We start from the raw sequence: 18,207 nt of genomic DNA, 5'->3' as shown, positions 1-18,207 counted from the left end.
AGGTCGATCATTCACTGGTGAGGGCCGTGACCGGGTCGAGTCGGGCTGCTTTGCGGGCCGGCATGAAGCCGAAGACGACGCCGGTGACCAGGGCGCAGGCGAAGGCCCCCAGGATCGCGGCCAGGGAGAAGGCCACGGCTACTTCGCTGAGGATCAGGATGCCGCCGATGATCAGCGCCACGCCGATCCCGGCCAGGCCGCCGACCACCGAGAGCATCACCGCCTCGGTGAGGAACTGGCGCAGGATGTCGCGCTGGCGGGCGCCGGTGGCCATGCGGATGCCGATCTCGCGGGTGCGTTCGCGCACGGTCATGAGCATGATGTTCATCACCCCGATGCCGCCCACCAGCAGCGAGATCGCGGCGATGGCGCCGAGCATCAGCGACAGGGTGTTCTGGGTCCGGGCCTCGGCCTGGATCATCGCGGCGTTGTTGGTCAGTTCGAAGTCGCGCTTGCCGCCGTGCATGCGCAGCATCAGTTCGTCGATCTCGCGCTCGGTCTGCTTGACCCGGCTGGCATCGGCGGCGGCAATCGCCACGTACTGCGGGTTATGGTCGCCGAACAGGCGGATGCTGGCGGCGGAGTAGGGCACGGCGATGCGGTCGTCGCTGTCGCTGTCGCCGGAACTGGCGCCCTTTTCCGAAAGCACGCCGACCACCTGGAACGGCACGTTCTCGATCAGGATGTATTGGCCGATGGGGTTGGCCACGTCCTTGAGGAGCTTTTCCCGGACCTTGTGGCCGATCACCGCCACCGCCGCCGCCGAGCGTTCGTCGGCGTCGCTGAAGTAGCTGCCCTGGGCCACGGGCCAGTTGAAGATCTCCGGGAAGTTGGTGTCGTTACCGCCCACATAACTCATGTAGTCGGCGTTGCCGAAGCGCACCCCGGCCTTTGCGCCGTTGACCGGCATGATGCGTTTTACCTGGGGCAGGTTGGCCAGGGCCGCGACGTCGTCCAGGGTGACGATGCCCTCGGGCGTGCGCGGGTTGGGCGAGTAGCCGCTCAAGTAGATGATGTTCGAGCCAAAGGCGCCCATCTGCGCCATGACCTGGCGCTTGCTGCCTTCGCCCACTGCCAGCATCACCACCACCGAGGCCACGCCGATGACGATCCCCAGCAGGGTCAGGGCGGTGCGGAAACGGTTGATCCACATCACCCGCCAGGCCGCCTGCACGGCGTCCACCAGTTCGCCTTTCCAGGCGCCGTTGTGTTCGCTGCCGTCGGCCAGGCGCTGGCGCAGGTCCACCGCCTGCAGCGCGCCGCTGTTGGCGCTGGCCTGGACCTGGGGGTGGTCGTCGGCGGTGTCGCTGATGATCTCGCCGTCGCGGATTTCGATAATGCGCTTGGCCCGCGCCGCGACTTCGCGGTCGTGGGTGATGAGGATCACCACATGGCCCTGGCTGGCCAGCTCGTCGAGTAGCGCCATGACCTCGGCACCGCTGTGGCTGTCGAGGGCGCCGGTGGGTTCGTCGGCGAGGATGATGTGGCCGCCGTTCATCAGTGCGCGGGCGATCGACACCCGCTGCTGCTGGCCGCCGGACAACTGGTGCGGGCGGTTGCCGGTGCGGCTGGCCAGGCCCAGGCGGTCGAGCAGGGCGGCGGCGCGGGCATGGCGCTCGGCCGCCGGGGTGCCGGCGTAGATCGCCGGCATCTCGACGTTTTCCTGGGCCGAGCCGGATGCAATCAGGTGGTAGCCCTGGAACACGAAGCCGAAGGCTTCGCGGCGTAGCCAGGCCAGTTCGTCGCTGCCCAGGCGGGCGACGTTTTCCCCGGCGAACAGGTACTCGCCCGAGGTCGGGCGGTCGAGGCAGCCGAGGATGTTCATCAGCGTCGATTTGCCGGAGCCGGAAGCGCCGACGATGGCGACGAATTCGCCGGCGTGGATCGACAGGTCGATGCCACGCAGCACGTCCACTTGCGGCGTGTCGCCGCCACCGTAGGATTTGCGGATGTCCTTGAGGTCGATCAGCGGGGTCTGCATTCAGCCTCCGCTGCTTTGCGCGGGACCGATCAGCAGGTGATCGCCTTCGTCGAGGCCGTCCAGGACCTGGATGCGCAAGCGGTCGCTGATGCCGACCCGCACCTTGCGCTCCTCGATCGAACCGTTTTTCGCCACCACCCGGGCCAGCTGCATGCCGCTCTCGGCGCTGCCCTGCAGGGCGGCAAGCGGCGCGGTGAGGACGTCCTGCGCGCGCTCGGCGACAAAAAACACCTGGGTGGTCATTTCGGCCATCAAGGTGTTGTCGGCGTTATCCACATCCAGCAGCACGGTGTAGAGCACCACCCGGCCGCTGCCGCTCTTGCTCGAACTGTTGGGGCTGCCGCTGCCCTGGCTGCTTTCGTTCAGCGGCTTGGGCGGAATCGGCAGGATCTGCCGCACGGTGCTGGTCCAGCGCCGGGTGCCGCCGCTCAAGGTGGTGAAGTAGGCGCTCATGCCCGGTTTGACGTGACCGATATCGGCTTCGGAGACTTCGGCCCAGACGGTCATCGGCGACAGCCGGGCGATGCGCAGGATCAGCGGTGTCTGCTGCTGGGCGTTGAGGGTCTGGCCTTCGCGGGCGTCCACCGCGACCACGGTGCCGGACATCGGCGCATAGATCCGCGTATAGCCCAGCTCGGCCTGGTCGCTGCGCAGGCTGGCCTGGGCCTGGCGGATCTGCGCCTGGATCATGTCGACCCGCGCCTGGGTGGCCTTGAGTTCGGCGCGGGCGGTCTGCACGTCTTCGTCGCGGGTCGCGCCACCGGCGGCGAGGTTCTGCTGGCGCTGGTACTTCTGCCGGGCCAGCTCGTTCTGCGCCCGCTGCTCTTGCAACTGGGCCTGCAGGTTCTCGATGGAGAAGCGGCTGGCGTCGAGCTTGGCTTGCTGGGTGGCGGGGTCGATCTCCACCAGCAGCTGGCCTTCCTTGACCGGGTCGCCGGCCTCGACGTGGATCTTGCGGATCTGCCCGGACGCCTGGGCACCGACGTCGACATAACGCCGCGGTTGCAGGGTGCCCAAGGCGGTCACGCTGCTTTCGATGGTGCCGCGGCTGACCTGCACGGTGGCGAACTGGTCGCGCCCTGGCGGCAGGATCTGCCAGGCGGCGAGGGCGACGATGGGAATCAGACACAGGGTGACAAGCAGGGCGCGTCGGGGATGACGGGGACGTTTCATGCAGGGTTCCGGCCAATGGAAATCGGCCCGTCGTCCGGCCTGGCCCGTGGCATGGGCGCTGGCTGGAGGCTGTCGATGGAGCGACAGATACGGGGAGCTGTCAGGTAAACGAGGGAAAACAGAGGGAATTTAAGCATGGACACATGGAGTTACAGCTGGGGCGAAAAATGTAGACGAAGAAAATAAAGTCGGCGAATCGACTCAGTACTTTAAATCTATATGAGAATTACTATAAATTACGCCACTTCTAAACTGCCATCATCGAATCGCCTGCCCTGGGGCGGGGCGCCGGTTGTGCTCAAGGACAAAGCCGCGTATCGCGGTCGGGAGTCATGTTGGAAAACTACTATCGCGAGCTGGTGTGTTTCCTCAACGCCAAGCTGGGCAACCTGCAGGTGGCCGAAGATGTGGTGCATGACGCTTACGTGCGGGTGCTGGAGCGCTCCAGCGACACGCCGATCGAGCAACCGCGGGCCTTCCTCTATCGCACCGCGCTGAACCTGGTGATCGATGGCCATCGGCGCAACGCCTTGCGCCAGGTCGAGCCGCTGGATGTGCTCGACAATGAAGAGCGCTTCTTCAGCCCCTCGCCGCAAACCAGCATCGACCACGGCCAGCGCCTGGACATGCTGCAACGGGCGCTGGCGGAGCTGCCGGCGCTGTGCCGGGAAAGCTTCCTGCTGCGCAAGCTCGAAGGCCTGTCCCACCCCGAGATCGCCGAGCGCCTGGGGATCTCCCGCAGCCTGGTGGAGAAGCACATCGTCAACGCGATGAAACATTGCCGGGTGCGGGTCCGGCAGTGGGACGCCCATTGATCCTTCTTTGTTAAATTTTTTTTCACTGTCCTCGTTCCTACTCAACAGACGACCTGCTGCCTCGCCATGGGCCGATCAGGTCACCGTCGATTTCTCCCCGCGTTGAGGGATTTATCCAGAGGACACTGGAAATGACACAGGCAATTGCATCGACCATCGTTCACGACCTGATCGGTATCGGTTTCGGCCCCTCGAACCTGGCGCTGGCTATCGCGCTGGAAGAACGTGGCCAGATCCAGGGGCCGCTGGACGCGCTGTTTCTCGACAAGCAGGCCGACTACCGCTGGCACGGCAACACCCTGGTGGCCCAGAGCGACCTGCAGATTTCCTTCCTCAAGGACCTGGTGACCCTGCGCAACCCGACCAGCCCGTACTCCTTCGTCAACTACCTCAAGCACCACGGCCGCCTGGTGGACTTCATCAACCTGGGCACCTTCTATCCGTGCCGCATGGAGTTCAACGATTACCTGCGCTGGGTCGCCGGGCACTTCCAGGAGCAGAGCCGCTACGGCGAAGAGGTGCTGGCCATCGAACCGGTGCTGCACAATCAGCAGGTCGAGGCACTGCGGGTGATTTCCCGCGACAGCCAGGGCCAGGAATTCGTCCGTACCAGCCGTTCGGTAGTGGTCAGCCCTGGCGGCACGCCACTGATCCCGGACACCTTCAAGGCGCTCAAGGACGACGGCCGGGTGTTCCACCACGCGCACTACCTGGAACGCATGGCCAACCAGCCATGCACCAGCGGCAAGCCGATGAACGTGGCGATCATCGGGGGCGGGCAGAGCGCCGCCGAGGCCTTCATCGACCTCAACGACAGCTTCCCATCGGTGCAGGTGGACATACTGATGCGCGGTTCGGCGCTGAAGCCGGCGGACGACAGCCCGTTCGTCAACGAAGTGTTCTCGCCGGCCTTCACCGACCTGGTGTTCCAGCAGCCGAGCGGCGAGCGCGAGCGCCTGGTCCACGAGTACCAGAACACCAACTATTCGGTGGTGGACGTCGACCTGATCGAACGCATCTACGGGATTCTCTACCGCCAGAAAGTCTCCGGCATCGCGCGCCATGCCTTCCGCACCCTGACCACCGTGGAGAAAGCCACCGCCACCGCCCAGGGCATCGAGCTGCTGCTGCGCAACACCTCCACCGGCGAGCTGAGCACCCGCCACTACGACGCGGTGATCCTGGCCACCGGCTACGAGCGCCAGACCCACCGCGCATTGCTGGCGCCGCTGGAAGCCTACCTGGGCGACTTCGAAGTGGACCGCAACTACCGGGTCATCACCGACGAGCGCTGCAAGGCCGGCATCTACACCCAGGGCTTCAGCCAGGCCAGCCATGGCCTGAGCGACACCTTGCTGTCGGTGCTGCCGATTCGTGCCGAGGAAATCGCCGCCTCGCTGTACGAGCACGACAAAGGCCGCCACAGCCGTTCGGTGCGCGACCTGCTGCTGGCCACCGCCAGCTGATTGCCCGGGTAACTTTGTAGGAGCGAGCTTGCTCGCGAAAAAATGACCCGGCTTGCACGCTCCGTCGACTACTCCGACGCCTCGCGAGCAAGCTCGCTCCTACAGGTCCAACGTCTTCGATCCCCCCATATTTCCTACCGCTTGGCCATCTCCATCGGCCTATTCCTGAACCTTCGCTGAAGAACTTTTCGATTCCCCCGCCCGGGCCTTTGCCGCCGATTTACTCGGCAAAAACCGCGGCGTAAGCTTCGCGCGTTTTCCATCAAGCGGAGACCCACAGTGGGTACTTGTTCGAGTGACAGTAGTCGGCCGGTTTCGATAACCGGCGCCTTCCCGGCAAGATAACGCGCCCGCTTTTTTGCGCCGTTGTCTCGCCGTAACAGCGAGCGGCGGCTTCCCGACCGTGGCCTTCAGGGCCCGTTCCCGATGTCCTTCTCATCGACACTGCAACAGTGGGTGATGCCTGACGCATCGCCGCGCTACGGCTGCGCCTGTTCGCGCGGCCGGCGAACCCGACCTGGCTGTGAGTCTCCCGGCGCCGACCGTTAGGGGACACACCATGAACCTCACCCTGCTCAAAGAGTTTTTTGCCGGCTTCCTGCGGACCCGGCACTTCGCCCGGCACTTTCGCCGCCTGGCCTTGCTGGAAAGCTTCAGCGACGCCAGCGTCAGCCGCGATGTACCGCCCAGCCTGGCGCAGACCCTGGTGGCCGCGGCCAACGACGAGGCCGCGGACCTGCTGCAACGCCTCGGCAGCCACACCGATGGCCTGAGCGAAGCCGAGGCCCAGGCCCTGCGCGAACGGCATGGCCTCAACGAGGTCGAGCATGAGCAGCCGCTGCCCTGGTGGACGCACCTGTGGCATTGCTACAAGAACCCCTTCAACCTGCTGCTGACCCTGCTGGCGGTGATCTCCTGGCTGACCGAAGACATGAAGGCGGCCACGGTGATTTTTTCCATGGTGGTGCTCTCCACGCTGCTGCGTTTCTGGCAGGAGGCCAAGTCGAACAAGGCCGCCGACGCCCTCAAGGCGATGGTCAGCAACACTGCCACGGTGCTGCGGCGCGATGTGCTCGATAGCGCGCCGTCGGTGTTCGCCAGGCTGCATGGCGCGGCGGTGGCGCACCAGGGCCTGCAACGCCTGGAACTGCCGATCCGGCAACTGGTGCCGGGCGACCTGATCCAGCTTTCGGCCGGCGACATGATCCCCGCCGATTGCCGGGTGCTCAGCGCCAAGGACCTGTTCGTCAGCCAGGCGGCGATGACCGGCGAATCGCTGCCGGTGGAGAAATTCCCGCGCCAGCAGGACACCGCCACCCTCAACCCGCTGGAGCTGGACAACATCCTGTTCATGGGCACCAACGTGGTGTCCGGCGCGGCCACCGCGCTGGTCCTGACCACCGGCAATGCCACCTATTTCGGCGCCCTGGCCCAGCGGGTCGGGGCCACCGACCGGGCGCCGACTTCGTTCCAGAACGGGGTGAACAAGGTCAGCTGGCTGCTGATCCGCTTCATGTTCGTCATGGCGCCGCTGGTGCTGTTCATCAACGGCTTCATCAAGGGCGACTGGATGGAGGCGCTGCTGTTCGCGCTGTCCATCGCCGTGGGCCTGACCCCGGAAATGCTGCCGATGATCGTCACCTCGACCCTGGCCAAGGGCGCGGTGTTCCTGTCGCGCAAGAAGGTCATCGTCAAGCGCCTGGACGCGATCCAGAACTTCGGCGCCATGGACGTGCTGTGCACCGACAAGACCGGCACCCTGACCCAGGACAAGATCTTCCTCGCCCGGCATGTGGATGTCTGGGGGGAGGAGTCCGAGGACGTGCTGGAAATGGCCTACCTGAACAGCTACTACCAGACCGGCCTGAAGAACCTGCTGGACGTGGCGGTGCTGGAGCACGTCGAAGTGCACCGCGAGCTGCGGGTCGGCACGGCGTTCCAGAAGGTCGACGAGATTCCCTTCGACTTCAACCGGCGGCGCATGTCGGTGGTGGTGGCCGAGAAGGAGCGTGCGCACCTGCTGATCTGCAAGGGCGCGGTGGAGGAGGTGCTGGCGGTGTGCACCCGGGTGCGCCATGGCGCCGCCGAGGAAATGCTCAGCGACGAGCTGCTGGCGCGGATTCGCCAGGTCACCGCCGAGTTCAATGGCGAAGGCCTGCGGGTGGTGGCCGTGGCCGCCCGGCCGATGCCGCGGGGCGGCGACAGCTACAGCCTGGCGGACGAACAGGGGCTGACCCTGATCGGCTACGTGGCATTCCTCGACCCGCCCAAGGAAAGCACCGCGCCGGCCCTCCAGGCCCTGGCCGCCCATGGCGTGGCGGTGAAGGTACTGACCGGCGACAACGAGCTGGTGACGGCGAAGATCTGCCGCGAAGTCGGCCTGGAGCAACAGGGCCTGTTGCTGGGCAACGACATCGAGCGCATGAGCGATACCCAACTGGCCAAGGCCGTGGAAACCACCAATGTCTTCGCCCGGCTCACGCCCTCGCACAAGGAGCGCATCGTCCGCCTGCTCAAGGGCAATGGCCATGTGGTCGGTTTCATGGGCGACGGCATCAACGATGCGCCGGCATTGCGCACCGCGGACATCGGCATCTCGGTGGACAGCGCCGTGGACATTGCCAAGGAGGCGGCGGACATCATCCTCCTGGAGAAAAGCCTGATGGTGCTGGAGGAAGGCGTGCTGGAAGGGCGGCGGACCTTCGCCAACATGCTCAAGTACATCAAGATGACCGCCAGCTCGAACTTCGGCAACGTGTTCTCGGTGCTGGTGGCCAGTGCCTTCATTCCGTTCCTGCCGATGCTGCCGATGCACCTGCTGGTACAGAACCTGCTGTACGACATTTCCCAGATCGCCATCCCGTTCGACAACGTCGACGAGGACATGCTGGCCCGGCCCCAGCGCTGGCAGCCGGCGGACGTCGGGCGCTTCATGCTGTTTTTCGGGCCGATCAGTTCGATCTTCGACATCGGCACCTTCGCCCTGATGTGGTACGTGTTCGACGCCAATACCCCGGACCACCAGACGCTGTTCCAGTCCGGCTGGTTCGTGGTCGGGCTGCTGACCCAGACCCTGATCGTGCACATGATCCGCACGCCGAAGATCCCCTTCCTGCAAAGCCGCGCGGCCATGCCGCTGCTGGTGATGACCTTGGTGATCATGGCCATCGGCATCTTCCTGCCCATGGGCCCGCTGGCGCACTACTTCAAGCTGCAGGCGCTGCCGTCGCTGTACTTCGTGTTCCTGCCGGTGATCCTGCTGGCGTACATGGCGCTGACCCAGGCGGTGAAGGGCTTTTATATCCGCCGGTTCGGCTGGCAATAAGCGCAACGCCGCACCAAATCCTGTAGCCGCTGCCGCAGGCTGCGCCAGGACCGCAGGTCCTCCGGCGTTGGCACGATCGCCACGGCCCTGCGGGCCGATCGCAGCCTGCGGCAGCGGCTACAGGGTCAATCCAGCGCTTGCCCGATGAGCGCCATCTATCCGTAGGAGCGAGGCTTGCCCGCGATGGGCCGTGCAGCGGCTCTGGTTCCGCGGGCCAACCGGCAATCGCCATCTGCTCGTAATACCAGCCGGTGCAAGATACCCGGCACCCTGGCCGGCCTCATCGCGGGCGGTTGGATCGCCGCCCGCTCGCTCCGGCAAAGTGCACCTATCCTGTAGGGGCAACCGACCGTCGCGTACTCAAGGACTTGATTCATGCAAGCACTCCAGAACATCAACCTGACCTCCCTGGTGGACACCCTGGTCAGCCTCAGCGCGGCTTTTATCCTCGGTGGCCTGATCGGCTTCGAGCGCCAATACCGGCAGCGCACCGCCGGCCTGCGCACCAACGTGCTGGTGGCGGTGGGCGCGGCGATTTTCGTCGACATGGCCAACCGTCTCGGCGGCGCCGAAGGCGCGGTGCGGGTGGTGGCCTATGTGGTGTCCGGCATCGGTTTTCTCGGTGCCGGGGTGATCATGCGCGAAGAGGGCAACGTGCGCGGCCTGAACACCGCGGCCACCCTCTGGGCCTCGGCGGCGGTGGGTGCCTGCGCCGGTGCCGACCTGATCCTCGAGGCCTTTCTCGGCACGCTGTTCGTGCTGGCGGCCAATACTTTGCTGCGGCCGATCGTCAACAACATCAACCGCCAGCCGCTGGACGTGATCTCCGCCGAGGTCACCAACATCGTCTATGTGATCGCCCATCGCTCCAAGCAGAAAGCCGTGTTCGCCCTGCTCGAAGCGGAGCTGGAGCGCAGTAACTACCCGGCCAGCGACATCGATGTCCATGCCTTCGGCAACGACGACGTGGAGATCGAAGCGACCCTGGCCACCACCTCGGTGGACGGCGACGAACTCGACGCGCTGGTGGCGCGGCTGTCCACCTCGGCCCTGGTGGAGCAGGCATTCTGGAGTCCCAGTACCACCGAATGAACCGCGCGAGCGCCGGGTCGATGGGCCTGTAAACGGCAGGTTTTTGCCGAGAGGGAAAATTTTCCTGTTCACAGCGATTTTTGCGAATCGTCTTAAAGAGTCGGCCGGGGGCCATCGGATAGTCTGTTGAACCTCTGTGTTCAACCGAGAGTTGCCACGCCGATGCCCAACAAACGCCTGAGAATACTGATTGCCGACGCGTCCCGGGAACGGTGTGGACGCATCCAGCGTGTGTTGAATGGCCTGGGTTACTTTCGCGTCGCCACGGTGGAGGCTTTCCGCGAACTGGTAACCCTGACCCACTATTCCTGCGAGCCCTTCGAGAACTTCGACCTGTTGCTGCTCAGCGGCGAGCTGGCGTTTGCCGCCGGGGTGGACGCCGGCGTGTTCTGCCAGGGCAACCCGCAGATCCGCCATGCCATGATCTACGGCGGCCGCACCGACCATGCATTGCCGGTGGTCCTCGGCGCTTCTGCGTTACAGGAGATTCTCTGGGTGCAGGGCGCAACGCAGGAAATCCTCCTGCGCTTCATTGCCCATATCAATCCTCCCTCCTCGGGCAAAGACCGAACCTGCTGAATACTGGAATAGCCCCCCGCAGTGGCTGGGAACAGGGCTTGCGTCGTACTGCTGGCGGCGGACACCACCACCTGGCCAGCGGTTTTCCGATGGCCTCTGCCGGGGCCGGGCGGGCCTTTTGTCTCCCCCGGGCCGGGCAAGAAGCAGGGCCCAAAGCTGCCCATCGATACTGGGTGTATGCCGCCGATGCCCGTGGATATCCCAGGGAAACGAGCATTTCAGGCTTAAAAAGTAGGGGAAAGCCGTATTTTAGTAATGTGGAGTAGGGCTTTTCAGAAAAACCTTAGAGAAAACACTCGGCTGCTCCCCTAGCCTTTATTCGTAGGCTTGGAGCCTGTCATCTCAGACTTTTTCATGGTCGCGAAAAAATGCCGAATAAAACGTTACGAATCCTGATCGCCGATGAACAGCATTTTCATCGAATGAAAATCGAGCGGGTGCTGAACCAGCTGGGCTATTACCGGATTGCACCGATGTATCGACTCATCGAGGTGTTGAACATCGTGGAATATGGCAGTGAGCCAATGGACCTGCTGATCATCAACGCCTCTCTGGGGTTGCAGGCCCGGCTCGATATCGTGGCGTTCTGCATGGATAACCCGCAGGTCCGTCACGTACTGGTCTATGACTCCGAGCTTCTCGGCATGCCATCGATTCCACCCGGCTCGCGACGCAAGCTGTATATCAGCAGCCTGCCGTTGCCGGACTACGAGACCATCAGCCGCTTGATGAGGGCCATCGACACCGGCCGCCGGAGCAGGACCCCGGCGGCCGGAACGTTTCCCGGCAGCTCCAATGAGGAAGAAATAGCGCCCGACGGCATTCGGTTGAATGTCGTGGTGCGCTAGGACCTCAGTCCCACGCCGGTGCAATGCCGGCGGGGCTGGTCAGGCGATGCCCGCGCTCCAGCTCGGCGATGCGCCGCATGTCTGCTTCGCCCAGGGTCAGGGCACAGGCCTTGAGGTTGCTTTCCAGGTTCGCGCGCCTGGTCGAGGAGGGAATCACCGCATAACCCGATTGCATGGCCCAGGCCAGGGTCACTTGAGCCGGCGTCGCCCGATGCTGCTCGGCGATCTGCTGGATGATCGGGTCCTTGAGCACTTCCCCGTAGGCCAGCGTCATGTACGAGGTGATGTGAATCCCCTGGCTTTGCGCGAACTCCACGACCTTGCGGTTCTGCAGGTAAGGATGCAGTTCGATCTGGTGGGTGGCGATGTGTTCGGCACCCACCGCGGCGATGGCCTGTTTCATCAGGTCGTTGGTGAAGTTGGAAACCCCGATCTGCCGGGTCAGCCCCAGCTGCCTGGCTTCCAGCAGCGCTGCCATGAACTCTTCGACCGGCACCTGGTTGTCCGGTGACGGCCAGTGGATCAGGGTCAGGTCCAGGTAGTCGGTCCGCAGCTTGCGCAGGCTGTCCTTGAGGCTGGGGATCAGCTTGTCGCGGGCGAAATTGGCGACCCAGATCTTGCTGGTGACGAACAGCTCGTCGCGGGGGATGCCGCTGTCGGCGATGGCCTGGCCGACCTCGGCTTCGTTCTCGTAGATCTGTGCGGTGTCGATCGCCCGGTAGCCCAGCTCGAGCGCGGTGCTGACCGAGTCGATGACCACCTGGCCTTGCAGGCGATAGGTGCCGAGGCCGAAAGCAGGTACAGACATGGATGACTCCAGATGGCAGTGGAAAGGCCACGAGTATCCCGGTCCGTACCTTTGAGAAAAACCGCCGGACAGGCAAAGGAATCTTTACCGCGAATCACGAATATCCCCGGCTCCCGCAGAGACGACGCACGCCCCGCAGGAGCAACCGGGCGACCCCCATCAATCACCCACCTCCACACGCGACAGGTTCAGCCACGGGCTTCGAGGATCATGCAGGTGGTGGAACCGGTGGCGTACAGGCGGCCATCGACATCGTAGATCCGCCCTTCGGCCAGGGCGGTGGAGCGGCCCAGGTGGACGATCTTGCCTTCGGCGCGGATCGGCCCGCTGCTGCCGGTCAGGGCCCGTACATAACTGATGCGCAGGTCCAGGGTGGTGTAGCCCTGGCCCTTGTTCAGCCGGGTGTGGATCGCGCAGCCCATGCAGGAGTCCAGCAGGGTCGCGGCATAACCGCCGTGCACGCTGCCCAGCGGGTTGTAATGGCGGGCATCCGGGGTGCCCTGGAACACGAAGTGCCCGGCGGACCATTCGATGGGGATGAAATCCATCAGCGTGCCGATGGGCGGCGAGGGCAGTTCGCCGTTGCCGATGCCATCGAAGAATTCGCTGGGGGAGAGGGCGCTGACTTCGGCCAGGGACAGGCTGCCCGGACCGGCCAGGCGTGCGCGCATGGCCTGTTCCTGGGCAATCCACTGGGCCAGGGTGGCCTCGCGGGATGGGCTTTGCATGGGCGTTTTCCTCACTGGGCGGAATAAGATGACGAGCAAAATATTATGTTCGAAATATTATTTCGGCCAGTGTCAAAAACGCCACAGGTCGGAAGATTCAGCCTGGCTTCACCTGGAGCGCATCCTCAGGTGATATCGCTGCGGCTGAACTCCTCGCCGAGAAAGTCGATCAGGGTGCGCACCGACGGCAGCAGGCCACGGCGCGACGGGAAGATCGCATGGACGATCCCGCACTTGGGCGCCCAGTCCGGTACCAGCTGCACCAGGCGCCCGGCGGCCACATCGTCGCGCACCACCACGCTGGGCAGGTGGACGATGCCGATCCCCGCCAGGGCCGCCTGGCGCAGGGCGATCAGGTCGTCGGTGACCATCCGCGGCTTGTGGCGAATCTGCGCCAGGGCTTCGTTGGGGCCGAACAGCTCCCACTGGTATTCGCGCTGCGCCGAGCCCCAGTGCAGGCTCGGCAGGCCGCTGAGGTCGGCGAGCGAGGCGGGGCTCGACAGCCGCGCGAGAAAGTCCGGGTGGCCGACCAGCCACTGGGTGCTGTTGCCCAGCACCTTCATCACCAGGTCGCTGCTTTCCAGCGGCGGGAAGCGCACCCGCAGGGCGATGTCGAAACCTTCGTGGATCAGGTCGACCCGGCGATTGGTGCTCTCGATGAACAGCTCCACCAGCGGGTACTTGAGCATGTAGCGGGTCAGCATCGGCCCGACCCAGGAGTTGAGCAGCGCGGTCGGGCAACTGAGGCGCACCAGGCCCTGGGGTTCGGAACGGTTGCGCTCGATGACTTCCGCGGCGCTTTCCGCCTCCACGCGCATGGCCAGGCAGCGCTGGTAGTACTCATGGCCGATCTCGGTGAGCGAGCAGTGGCGGCTGGTGCGGTGAATCAGGCGCACGCCGAGGCGTTCCTCGAGCTGGGCAATGCGTCGGCTGAGCTTGGACTTGGGCATGTCCAGGGCGCGCCCGGCGGCGGCGAAACCCCGGTGTTCGACGACCTGGGTGAAGTAATAGAGGGTGTTGAGGTCTTCCACCGTCGTTCTCCAAATAGAACGCTAAGGACGATTTTTGCAGTCTAGTGCATCAAAGGTATGGGTTTTAAGGTGTATCCACGAAATAACTCACCCATGTCGGAGGCACCCGCATGAAAAACATCATCGGTATCTACACCAGCCCACGGTCTCATTGGGTGGGCGATGGTTTCCCGGTTCGTACGCTGTTTTCCTACGACAACCTGGGCAAGCACATCAGCCCGTTCCTGCTGCTCGACCACGCCGGCCCGGCTGAATTCACCCCGACCCAGGGGCGCCGTGGCGTGGGCCAGCACCCCCATCGCGGCTTCGAAACCGTGACCATCGTCTACAAGGGCGAGGTGGAACACCGCGACTCCACCGGCAGCGGCGGCAAGATCGGCCCTGGCGACGTGCAATGGATGACCGCGGCCTCGGGGATTCTCCACGAGGAATTCCACTCCGCAGCGTTCGCCCAGTCTGGCGGCACCCTGGACATGGTCCAGCTGTGGGTCAACCTGCCGGCGCGGGACAAGATGGCCGCCCCCGGTTACCAGACCCTTCTCGATGGCGACATTCCGGCCATCGCTCTCAAGGACAAGGCCGGCACCCTGCGGCTGATCGCCGGCGAGTTCGAGGGCGTCAAGGGCCCGGCGCGCACCTTCACCCCGATCGACGTCTGGGACATCCGCCTGAATGCCGGCAAGCCCCTGACCCTCGACCTGCACCAGGGGCGCAACACCGCCCTGGTGCTGCTGCGCGGCACGGTCCAGGTCAATGGCCAGGAGCTGGTGCGCGAAGGTCAGCTGGTGCTGTTCGAACGCGATGGTGACCAGATCAGCCTGGAAGCCAACGACGACGCGGTGGTGCTGCTGCTCAGCGGTGAACCGATCGACGAGCCCATCGTCGGCCATGGCCCGTTCGTGATGAACAGCGAGGCCGAGATCCACCAGGCATTCGTCGACTTCCAGTCCGGCCGTTTCGGCCAGATGCCTGGCTGACACCCCCTTACCGACTTGCACAGGATGTGTAGGCCGGTTTCAGGGCCAGGGATGGCTGTTGCCTTAAATAAATGCCTAGACACCAGAGGAACTGCACATGAACACCCTCAACGCGGCCAACTTCAATGGCCTGAAACCGACCATCGACCCCAACGACGCGGCAATGCTGCTGATCGACCACCAGAGCGGCCTGTTCCAGATCGTCAAGGACATGGACGTGCCGCAACTGCGGGCCAATGCCATCGCCCTGGCGAAAGCCGCGACCCTGTTGCAGATGCCGGTAATCACCACGGCCTCGGTACCCCAGGGGCCCAACGGCCCGCTGATCCCGGAAATCCACCAGGAAGCCCCCCATGCCCGGTACGTGGCCCGCAAAGGCGAAATCAACGCCTGGGACAATCCCGAGTTCCGGGCGGCGGTCGAGGCCACCGGCAAGAAAACCCTGGTGATCGCCGGTACCCTGACCAGCGTCTGCCTGGCGTTCCCCTCGATCGCCGCGGTGCATGAAGGCTACAAGGTGTTCGCGGTGGTCGATGCCTCGGGCAACCATTCGCGCCTGGCCACCGATCTGACCATCGCCCGCCTGGCCCAGGCCGGGGTGGTGCCGATCGACATCATGGCCACGCTCTCCGAACTGCAGGGTTCGTGGAACCGCCCGGACGCCGAGCAATGGGCCGCGGTCTACGCCCAGGCCATGCCGCATTATCAGTTGCTGATCGAGAGCTACCTCAAGGCCCAGCAAGTGGCGAATGAACACGAAGTGCTGGACTCCCAGCGCTGAACGAACACCCCCCACGCCGATTTCCCTTCGGTATCGATAAGAAGCGAGGACTACCCCATGACTACCACCTACAAACGTCTCGACAAAGACAACGCCGCTGTCCTGCTGGTCGATCATCAAGCCGGCCTGCTGTCCCTGGTGCGCGACATCGACCCGGACAAGTTCAAGAACAACGTGCTGGCCCTGGCCGACCTGGCCAAGTACTTCAAGCTGCCGACCATCCTCACCACCAGCTTCGAAACCGGCCCCAACGGCCCGCTGGTGCCCGAGCTCAAGGCGCTGTTCCCGGACGCGCCGTACATTGCCCGGCCCGGCCAGATCAATGCCTGGGACAACGAAGATTTCGTCAAGGCGATCAAGGCCACTGGCAAGAAGCAGCTGATCATCGCCGGCGTGGTGACCGAGGTCTGCGTGGCGTTCCCGGCGCTGTCGGCCCTGGAAGAAGGCTTCGAGGTGTTCGTGGTGACCGACGCCTCCGGCACCTTCAATGAGCTGACGCGCGATTCTGCCTGGAACCGCATGTCCACCGCCGGCGCGCAGCTGATGACCTGGTTCGGCCTGGCCTGCGAGCTGCACCGCGACTGGCGCAACGACATCGAGGGCCTGGGCACCTTGTTCTCCAACCACATCCCGGACTACCGCAACCTGATCACCAGCTACACCACCCTGACCACCGGCAAATGACCTGCCGGTAGCCGCTGGCGAAGGCTGCGATCGGGGCGCAGCCCCGTAAACCGGCCAACGCATTTTCCAGGCAGGTCCGGGGCTCAGGGGTTGCGGCAACTGCGTTGCCGATCGCAGCCTCGCCAAGGCTCGGCAGCGGCTACACGGTGACCATACCTGTAGCCGCTGCCGAAGGCTGCGATCGCTTGCGCAGCAAGCGCGACCCAGGGCATGCGGTCCGCCTGTCGAACCGCGTGCTCGTCCTTGACGACGGCTACGCCGCCGAACGCGGGCTGCGCCAGCGGCTACAGAGGTGAACGAAGGCGTTACAGACAGGGGCCTCCCATGAGGCCCCTGTTTTTGTTTTTCCGGCTATACCTGCAAGGTCGCTTGTGTGAGATTGTCGCGCCTCTGACTGTGCTGGAGTTGCTTGATGTCGATTCTGTTCGCCGACCACCCGTTGTTCGCCGCATTGGTGCTGATCCTGCTGGACATGCTGCTGTGGCGCTTGATCGGCGCGCGGGGCGGTTACTGGAAGCTGCTGGTGCGGGTGCTGATCTTCACCCTGTACAGCGTGCTGCTGTTCAACCAGGGCCTGAACCCGATGCAGGCGGCGCCCTGGCCGGAGGACGTGCCGCTGCACCTGGCCGCCACCGGGTTGCAGATCGGTTGGTGGCTGTTCGGCGCGCGGACCCTGACGGTGCTGCTCGGCACCCTGATGATGCAACGGGTCGGGCATACCGGGCGGCTGTTGCAGGACCTGATGGGCGCGGTGATTTTCCTGATCGCCATCATCGCCGCCATGGCCTATGTGCTGGAACTGCCGGTCAAGGGCGTGCTGGCCACCTCCGGCGCGGTGGCGATCATTGTCGGCCTGGCGCTGCAAAGCACCCTCAGCGACGTGTTCTCCGGGATCGTGCTGAACACCACCAAGCCTTATCAGCTCGATGACTGGATCTCCATCGACGGCACCGAAGGCCGGGTCACCGACATCGACTGGCGCGCCACCCGCTTGCAGACCTCCCAGGGCAGCATGGCGGTGATCCCCAACTCCCTGGCGGCCAAGGCCAAGATCATCAACTTCAGCCGTCCCGCCGATATGCACGGGCTGTCCATCAGCCTCCAGGTCAGCCCCCATGCGCGGCCGCAAACGGTGATCGAGGCGCTGGAGCGGGCCATGCTCGGTTGCCGTTTCCTGCTCCCCAAGCCGGCCCCCAGCGTGGCCCTGAAAAGCTCGGGCAACGCCGGGGTGGAGTACGAGATCAGCGGCTTCGTGGCCTCCATGAGCCAGAAGCGCGAAGTGCGCAACCAGCTGTTCGACCTGGCTTTCCGTCACTTGCAGGCGTCCGGCGTCAGCCTGCTGTCCACCGGTGAAAGCAGCGTGGCGGCCAACCTGTCGCGCCCGCGGGCGCTGCTGGACAGTTCGAGCATCTTCTCCACCCTGCGCCAGGAGGAGAAGGAAACCTTCAGCCAGAACATGACCCTGCAAACCTTCCGCGCCGGCGAGACCATCCTGCCGGCGGGCGAGGTCAGCGATCACCTGCTGATCATCGAGTCGGGGGTGGTCTCGGTCAGCCTGATCCGCGATGGCAAGCCGTTCGAAGCCGGGCGCATGGGGCCGGGCGAAGTGATAGGCGAGGCGGGCATCGCCGATCAGGCGAACGCGGCGGACTTCTCGGCCAAGACCTTCTGCACCCTCTACCGCATCGAAAACGAGTACCTCAAGCCGTGCCTGGACGCGCGACGCGATATCAATGAGGCGATGAAAAACCTCCTGGATTTCCGCCAGCACATCGCCCAGACCCTGACCCAGGAAACCCCGCGGCCGGCGGTGAAGAGAGGCTTCATGCAATGGCTGCGCAACCGCGCCTGACCGTCAATACACAGCCTCTGTAGGAGCGCAGCTTGCGCGCGATCCGCGCAGCGGCCATTCACCGCGG

Annotated in this window: 15 protein-coding genes; 10 read left to right on the top strand and 5 right to left on the bottom strand. The window is 64.5% G+C overall.

Going from position 1 to position 18,207, the window contains the following annotated elements:
* Positions 1–7: 7 nt before the first annotated feature.
* Together PVZ78_RS21010 and PVZ78_RS21005 are read right to left on the bottom strand one after the other, a co-directional pair.
* Complete coding sequence (locus PVZ78_RS21010; RefSeq protein ID WP_273829195.1) at positions 8–1,981, bottom strand: MacB family efflux pump subunit; 1,974 nt, start codon at positions 1,979–1,981, stop codon at positions 8–10.
* On the bottom strand, positions 1,982–3,154 hold the full coding sequence (locus PVZ78_RS21005; protein ID WP_273829194.1) for an efflux RND transporter periplasmic adaptor subunit: 1,173 nt from the start codon (positions 3,152–3,154) through the stop codon (positions 1,982–1,984). It lies immediately after the preceding gene.
* Between the two features lie 332 nt (positions 3,155–3,486).
* Between PVZ78_RS21005 and PVZ78_RS21000 the strand changes: the two genes are divergently transcribed.
* The 6 genes from PVZ78_RS21000 (at position 3,487) to PVZ78_RS20975 (ending at position 11,279) form a co-directional block, all read left to right on the top strand.
* Positions 3,487–3,969, top strand: a complete 483-nt coding sequence (locus tag PVZ78_RS21000; protein WP_016702389.1) for a sigma-70 family RNA polymerase sigma factor — start codon at positions 3,487–3,489, stop codon at positions 3,967–3,969.
* Positions 3,970–4,100: 131 nt separating this feature from the next.
* The gene (locus PVZ78_RS20995) at positions 4,101–5,435 is read left to right on the top strand and encodes a lysine N(6)-hydroxylase/L-ornithine N(5)-oxygenase family protein (protein WP_101282939.1); all 1,335 of its coding nucleotides are present in this window, start codon (positions 4,101–4,103) and stop codon (positions 5,433–5,435) included.
* A gap of 559 nt (positions 5,436–5,994) precedes the next feature.
* On the top strand, positions 5,995–8,760 hold the full coding sequence (gene mgtA, locus PVZ78_RS20990) for a magnesium-translocating P-type ATPase (RefSeq protein WP_273829193.1): 2,766 nt from the start codon (positions 5,995–5,997) through the stop codon (positions 8,758–8,760).
* Between the two features lie 375 nt (positions 8,761–9,135).
* The gene (locus tag PVZ78_RS20985; protein ID WP_007927856.1) at positions 9,136–9,852 is read left to right on the top strand and encodes an MgtC/SapB family protein; all 717 of its coding nucleotides are present in this window, start codon (positions 9,136–9,138) and stop codon (positions 9,850–9,852) included.
* Between the two features lie 162 nt (positions 9,853–10,014).
* Positions 10,015–10,431, top strand: a complete 417-nt coding sequence (locus PVZ78_RS20980; protein WP_029526230.1) for a hypothetical protein — start codon at positions 10,015–10,017, stop codon at positions 10,429–10,431.
* A 368-nt stretch (positions 10,432–10,799) separates the two neighbouring features.
* Positions 10,800–11,279 (top strand): hypothetical protein, encoded by a 480-nt coding sequence (locus tag PVZ78_RS20975; RefSeq protein ID WP_028682085.1) that lies wholly within the window; start codon positions 10,800–10,802, stop codon positions 11,277–11,279.
* A gap of 4 nt (positions 11,280–11,283) precedes the next feature.
* On the opposite strand, the gene dkgB is transcribed toward PVZ78_RS20975, so the two are convergent.
* From dkgB to PVZ78_RS20960, 3 genes are all read right to left on the bottom strand, one after another.
* On the bottom strand, positions 11,284–12,087 hold the full coding sequence (gene dkgB / locus PVZ78_RS20970; protein WP_273829192.1) for a 2,5-didehydrogluconate reductase DkgB: 804 nt from the start codon (positions 12,085–12,087) through the stop codon (positions 11,284–11,286).
* Positions 12,088–12,275: 188 nt separating this feature from the next.
* Entirely contained in the window at positions 12,276–12,815 is a 540-nt protein-coding gene (locus PVZ78_RS20965) for a PaaI family thioesterase (RefSeq protein WP_009049978.1), read from the bottom strand.
* A 125-nt stretch (positions 12,816–12,940) separates the two neighbouring features.
* Entirely contained in the window at positions 12,941–13,846 is a 906-nt protein-coding gene (locus PVZ78_RS20960) for a LysR family transcriptional regulator (protein ID WP_273829191.1), read from the bottom strand.
* 110 nt (positions 13,847–13,956) lie between these two features.
* Between PVZ78_RS20960 and PVZ78_RS20955 the strand changes: the two genes are divergently transcribed.
* From PVZ78_RS20955 to PVZ78_RS20940, 4 genes are all read left to right on the top strand, one after another.
* Entirely contained in the window at positions 13,957–14,823 is an 867-nt protein-coding gene (locus PVZ78_RS20955) for a pirin family protein (protein ID WP_273829190.1), read from the top strand.
* 97 nt (positions 14,824–14,920) lie between these two features.
* Positions 14,921–15,604 carry an isochorismatase family protein gene (locus tag PVZ78_RS20950; RefSeq protein WP_028682082.1) on the top strand — a complete coding sequence of 228 codons (684 nt, stop codon included), beginning with the start codon at positions 14,921–14,923 and terminating at the stop codon, positions 15,602–15,604.
* Positions 15,605–15,661: 57 nt separating this feature from the next.
* A complete protein-coding gene (ycaC, locus tag PVZ78_RS20945; protein ID WP_038633891.1) occupies positions 15,662–16,288 on the top strand; it encodes an isochorismate family cysteine hydrolase YcaC in 627 nt (208 codons plus the stop codon).
* Positions 16,289–16,700: 412 nt separating this feature from the next.
* Complete coding sequence (locus PVZ78_RS20940) at positions 16,701–18,140, top strand: mechanosensitive ion channel family protein (RefSeq protein WP_009049973.1); 1,440 nt, start codon at positions 16,701–16,703, stop codon at positions 18,138–18,140.
* Positions 18,141–18,207: the final 67 nt, after the last annotated feature.

The sequence above is a fragment of the Pseudomonas sp. SBT1-2 genome, from assembly GCF_028640875.1.
GTDB lineage: Bacteria > Pseudomonadota > Gammaproteobacteria > Pseudomonadales > Pseudomonadaceae > Aquipseudomonas > Aquipseudomonas chlororaphis_I.
This window is presented reverse-complemented; position numbering and strand designations above follow the sequence as displayed.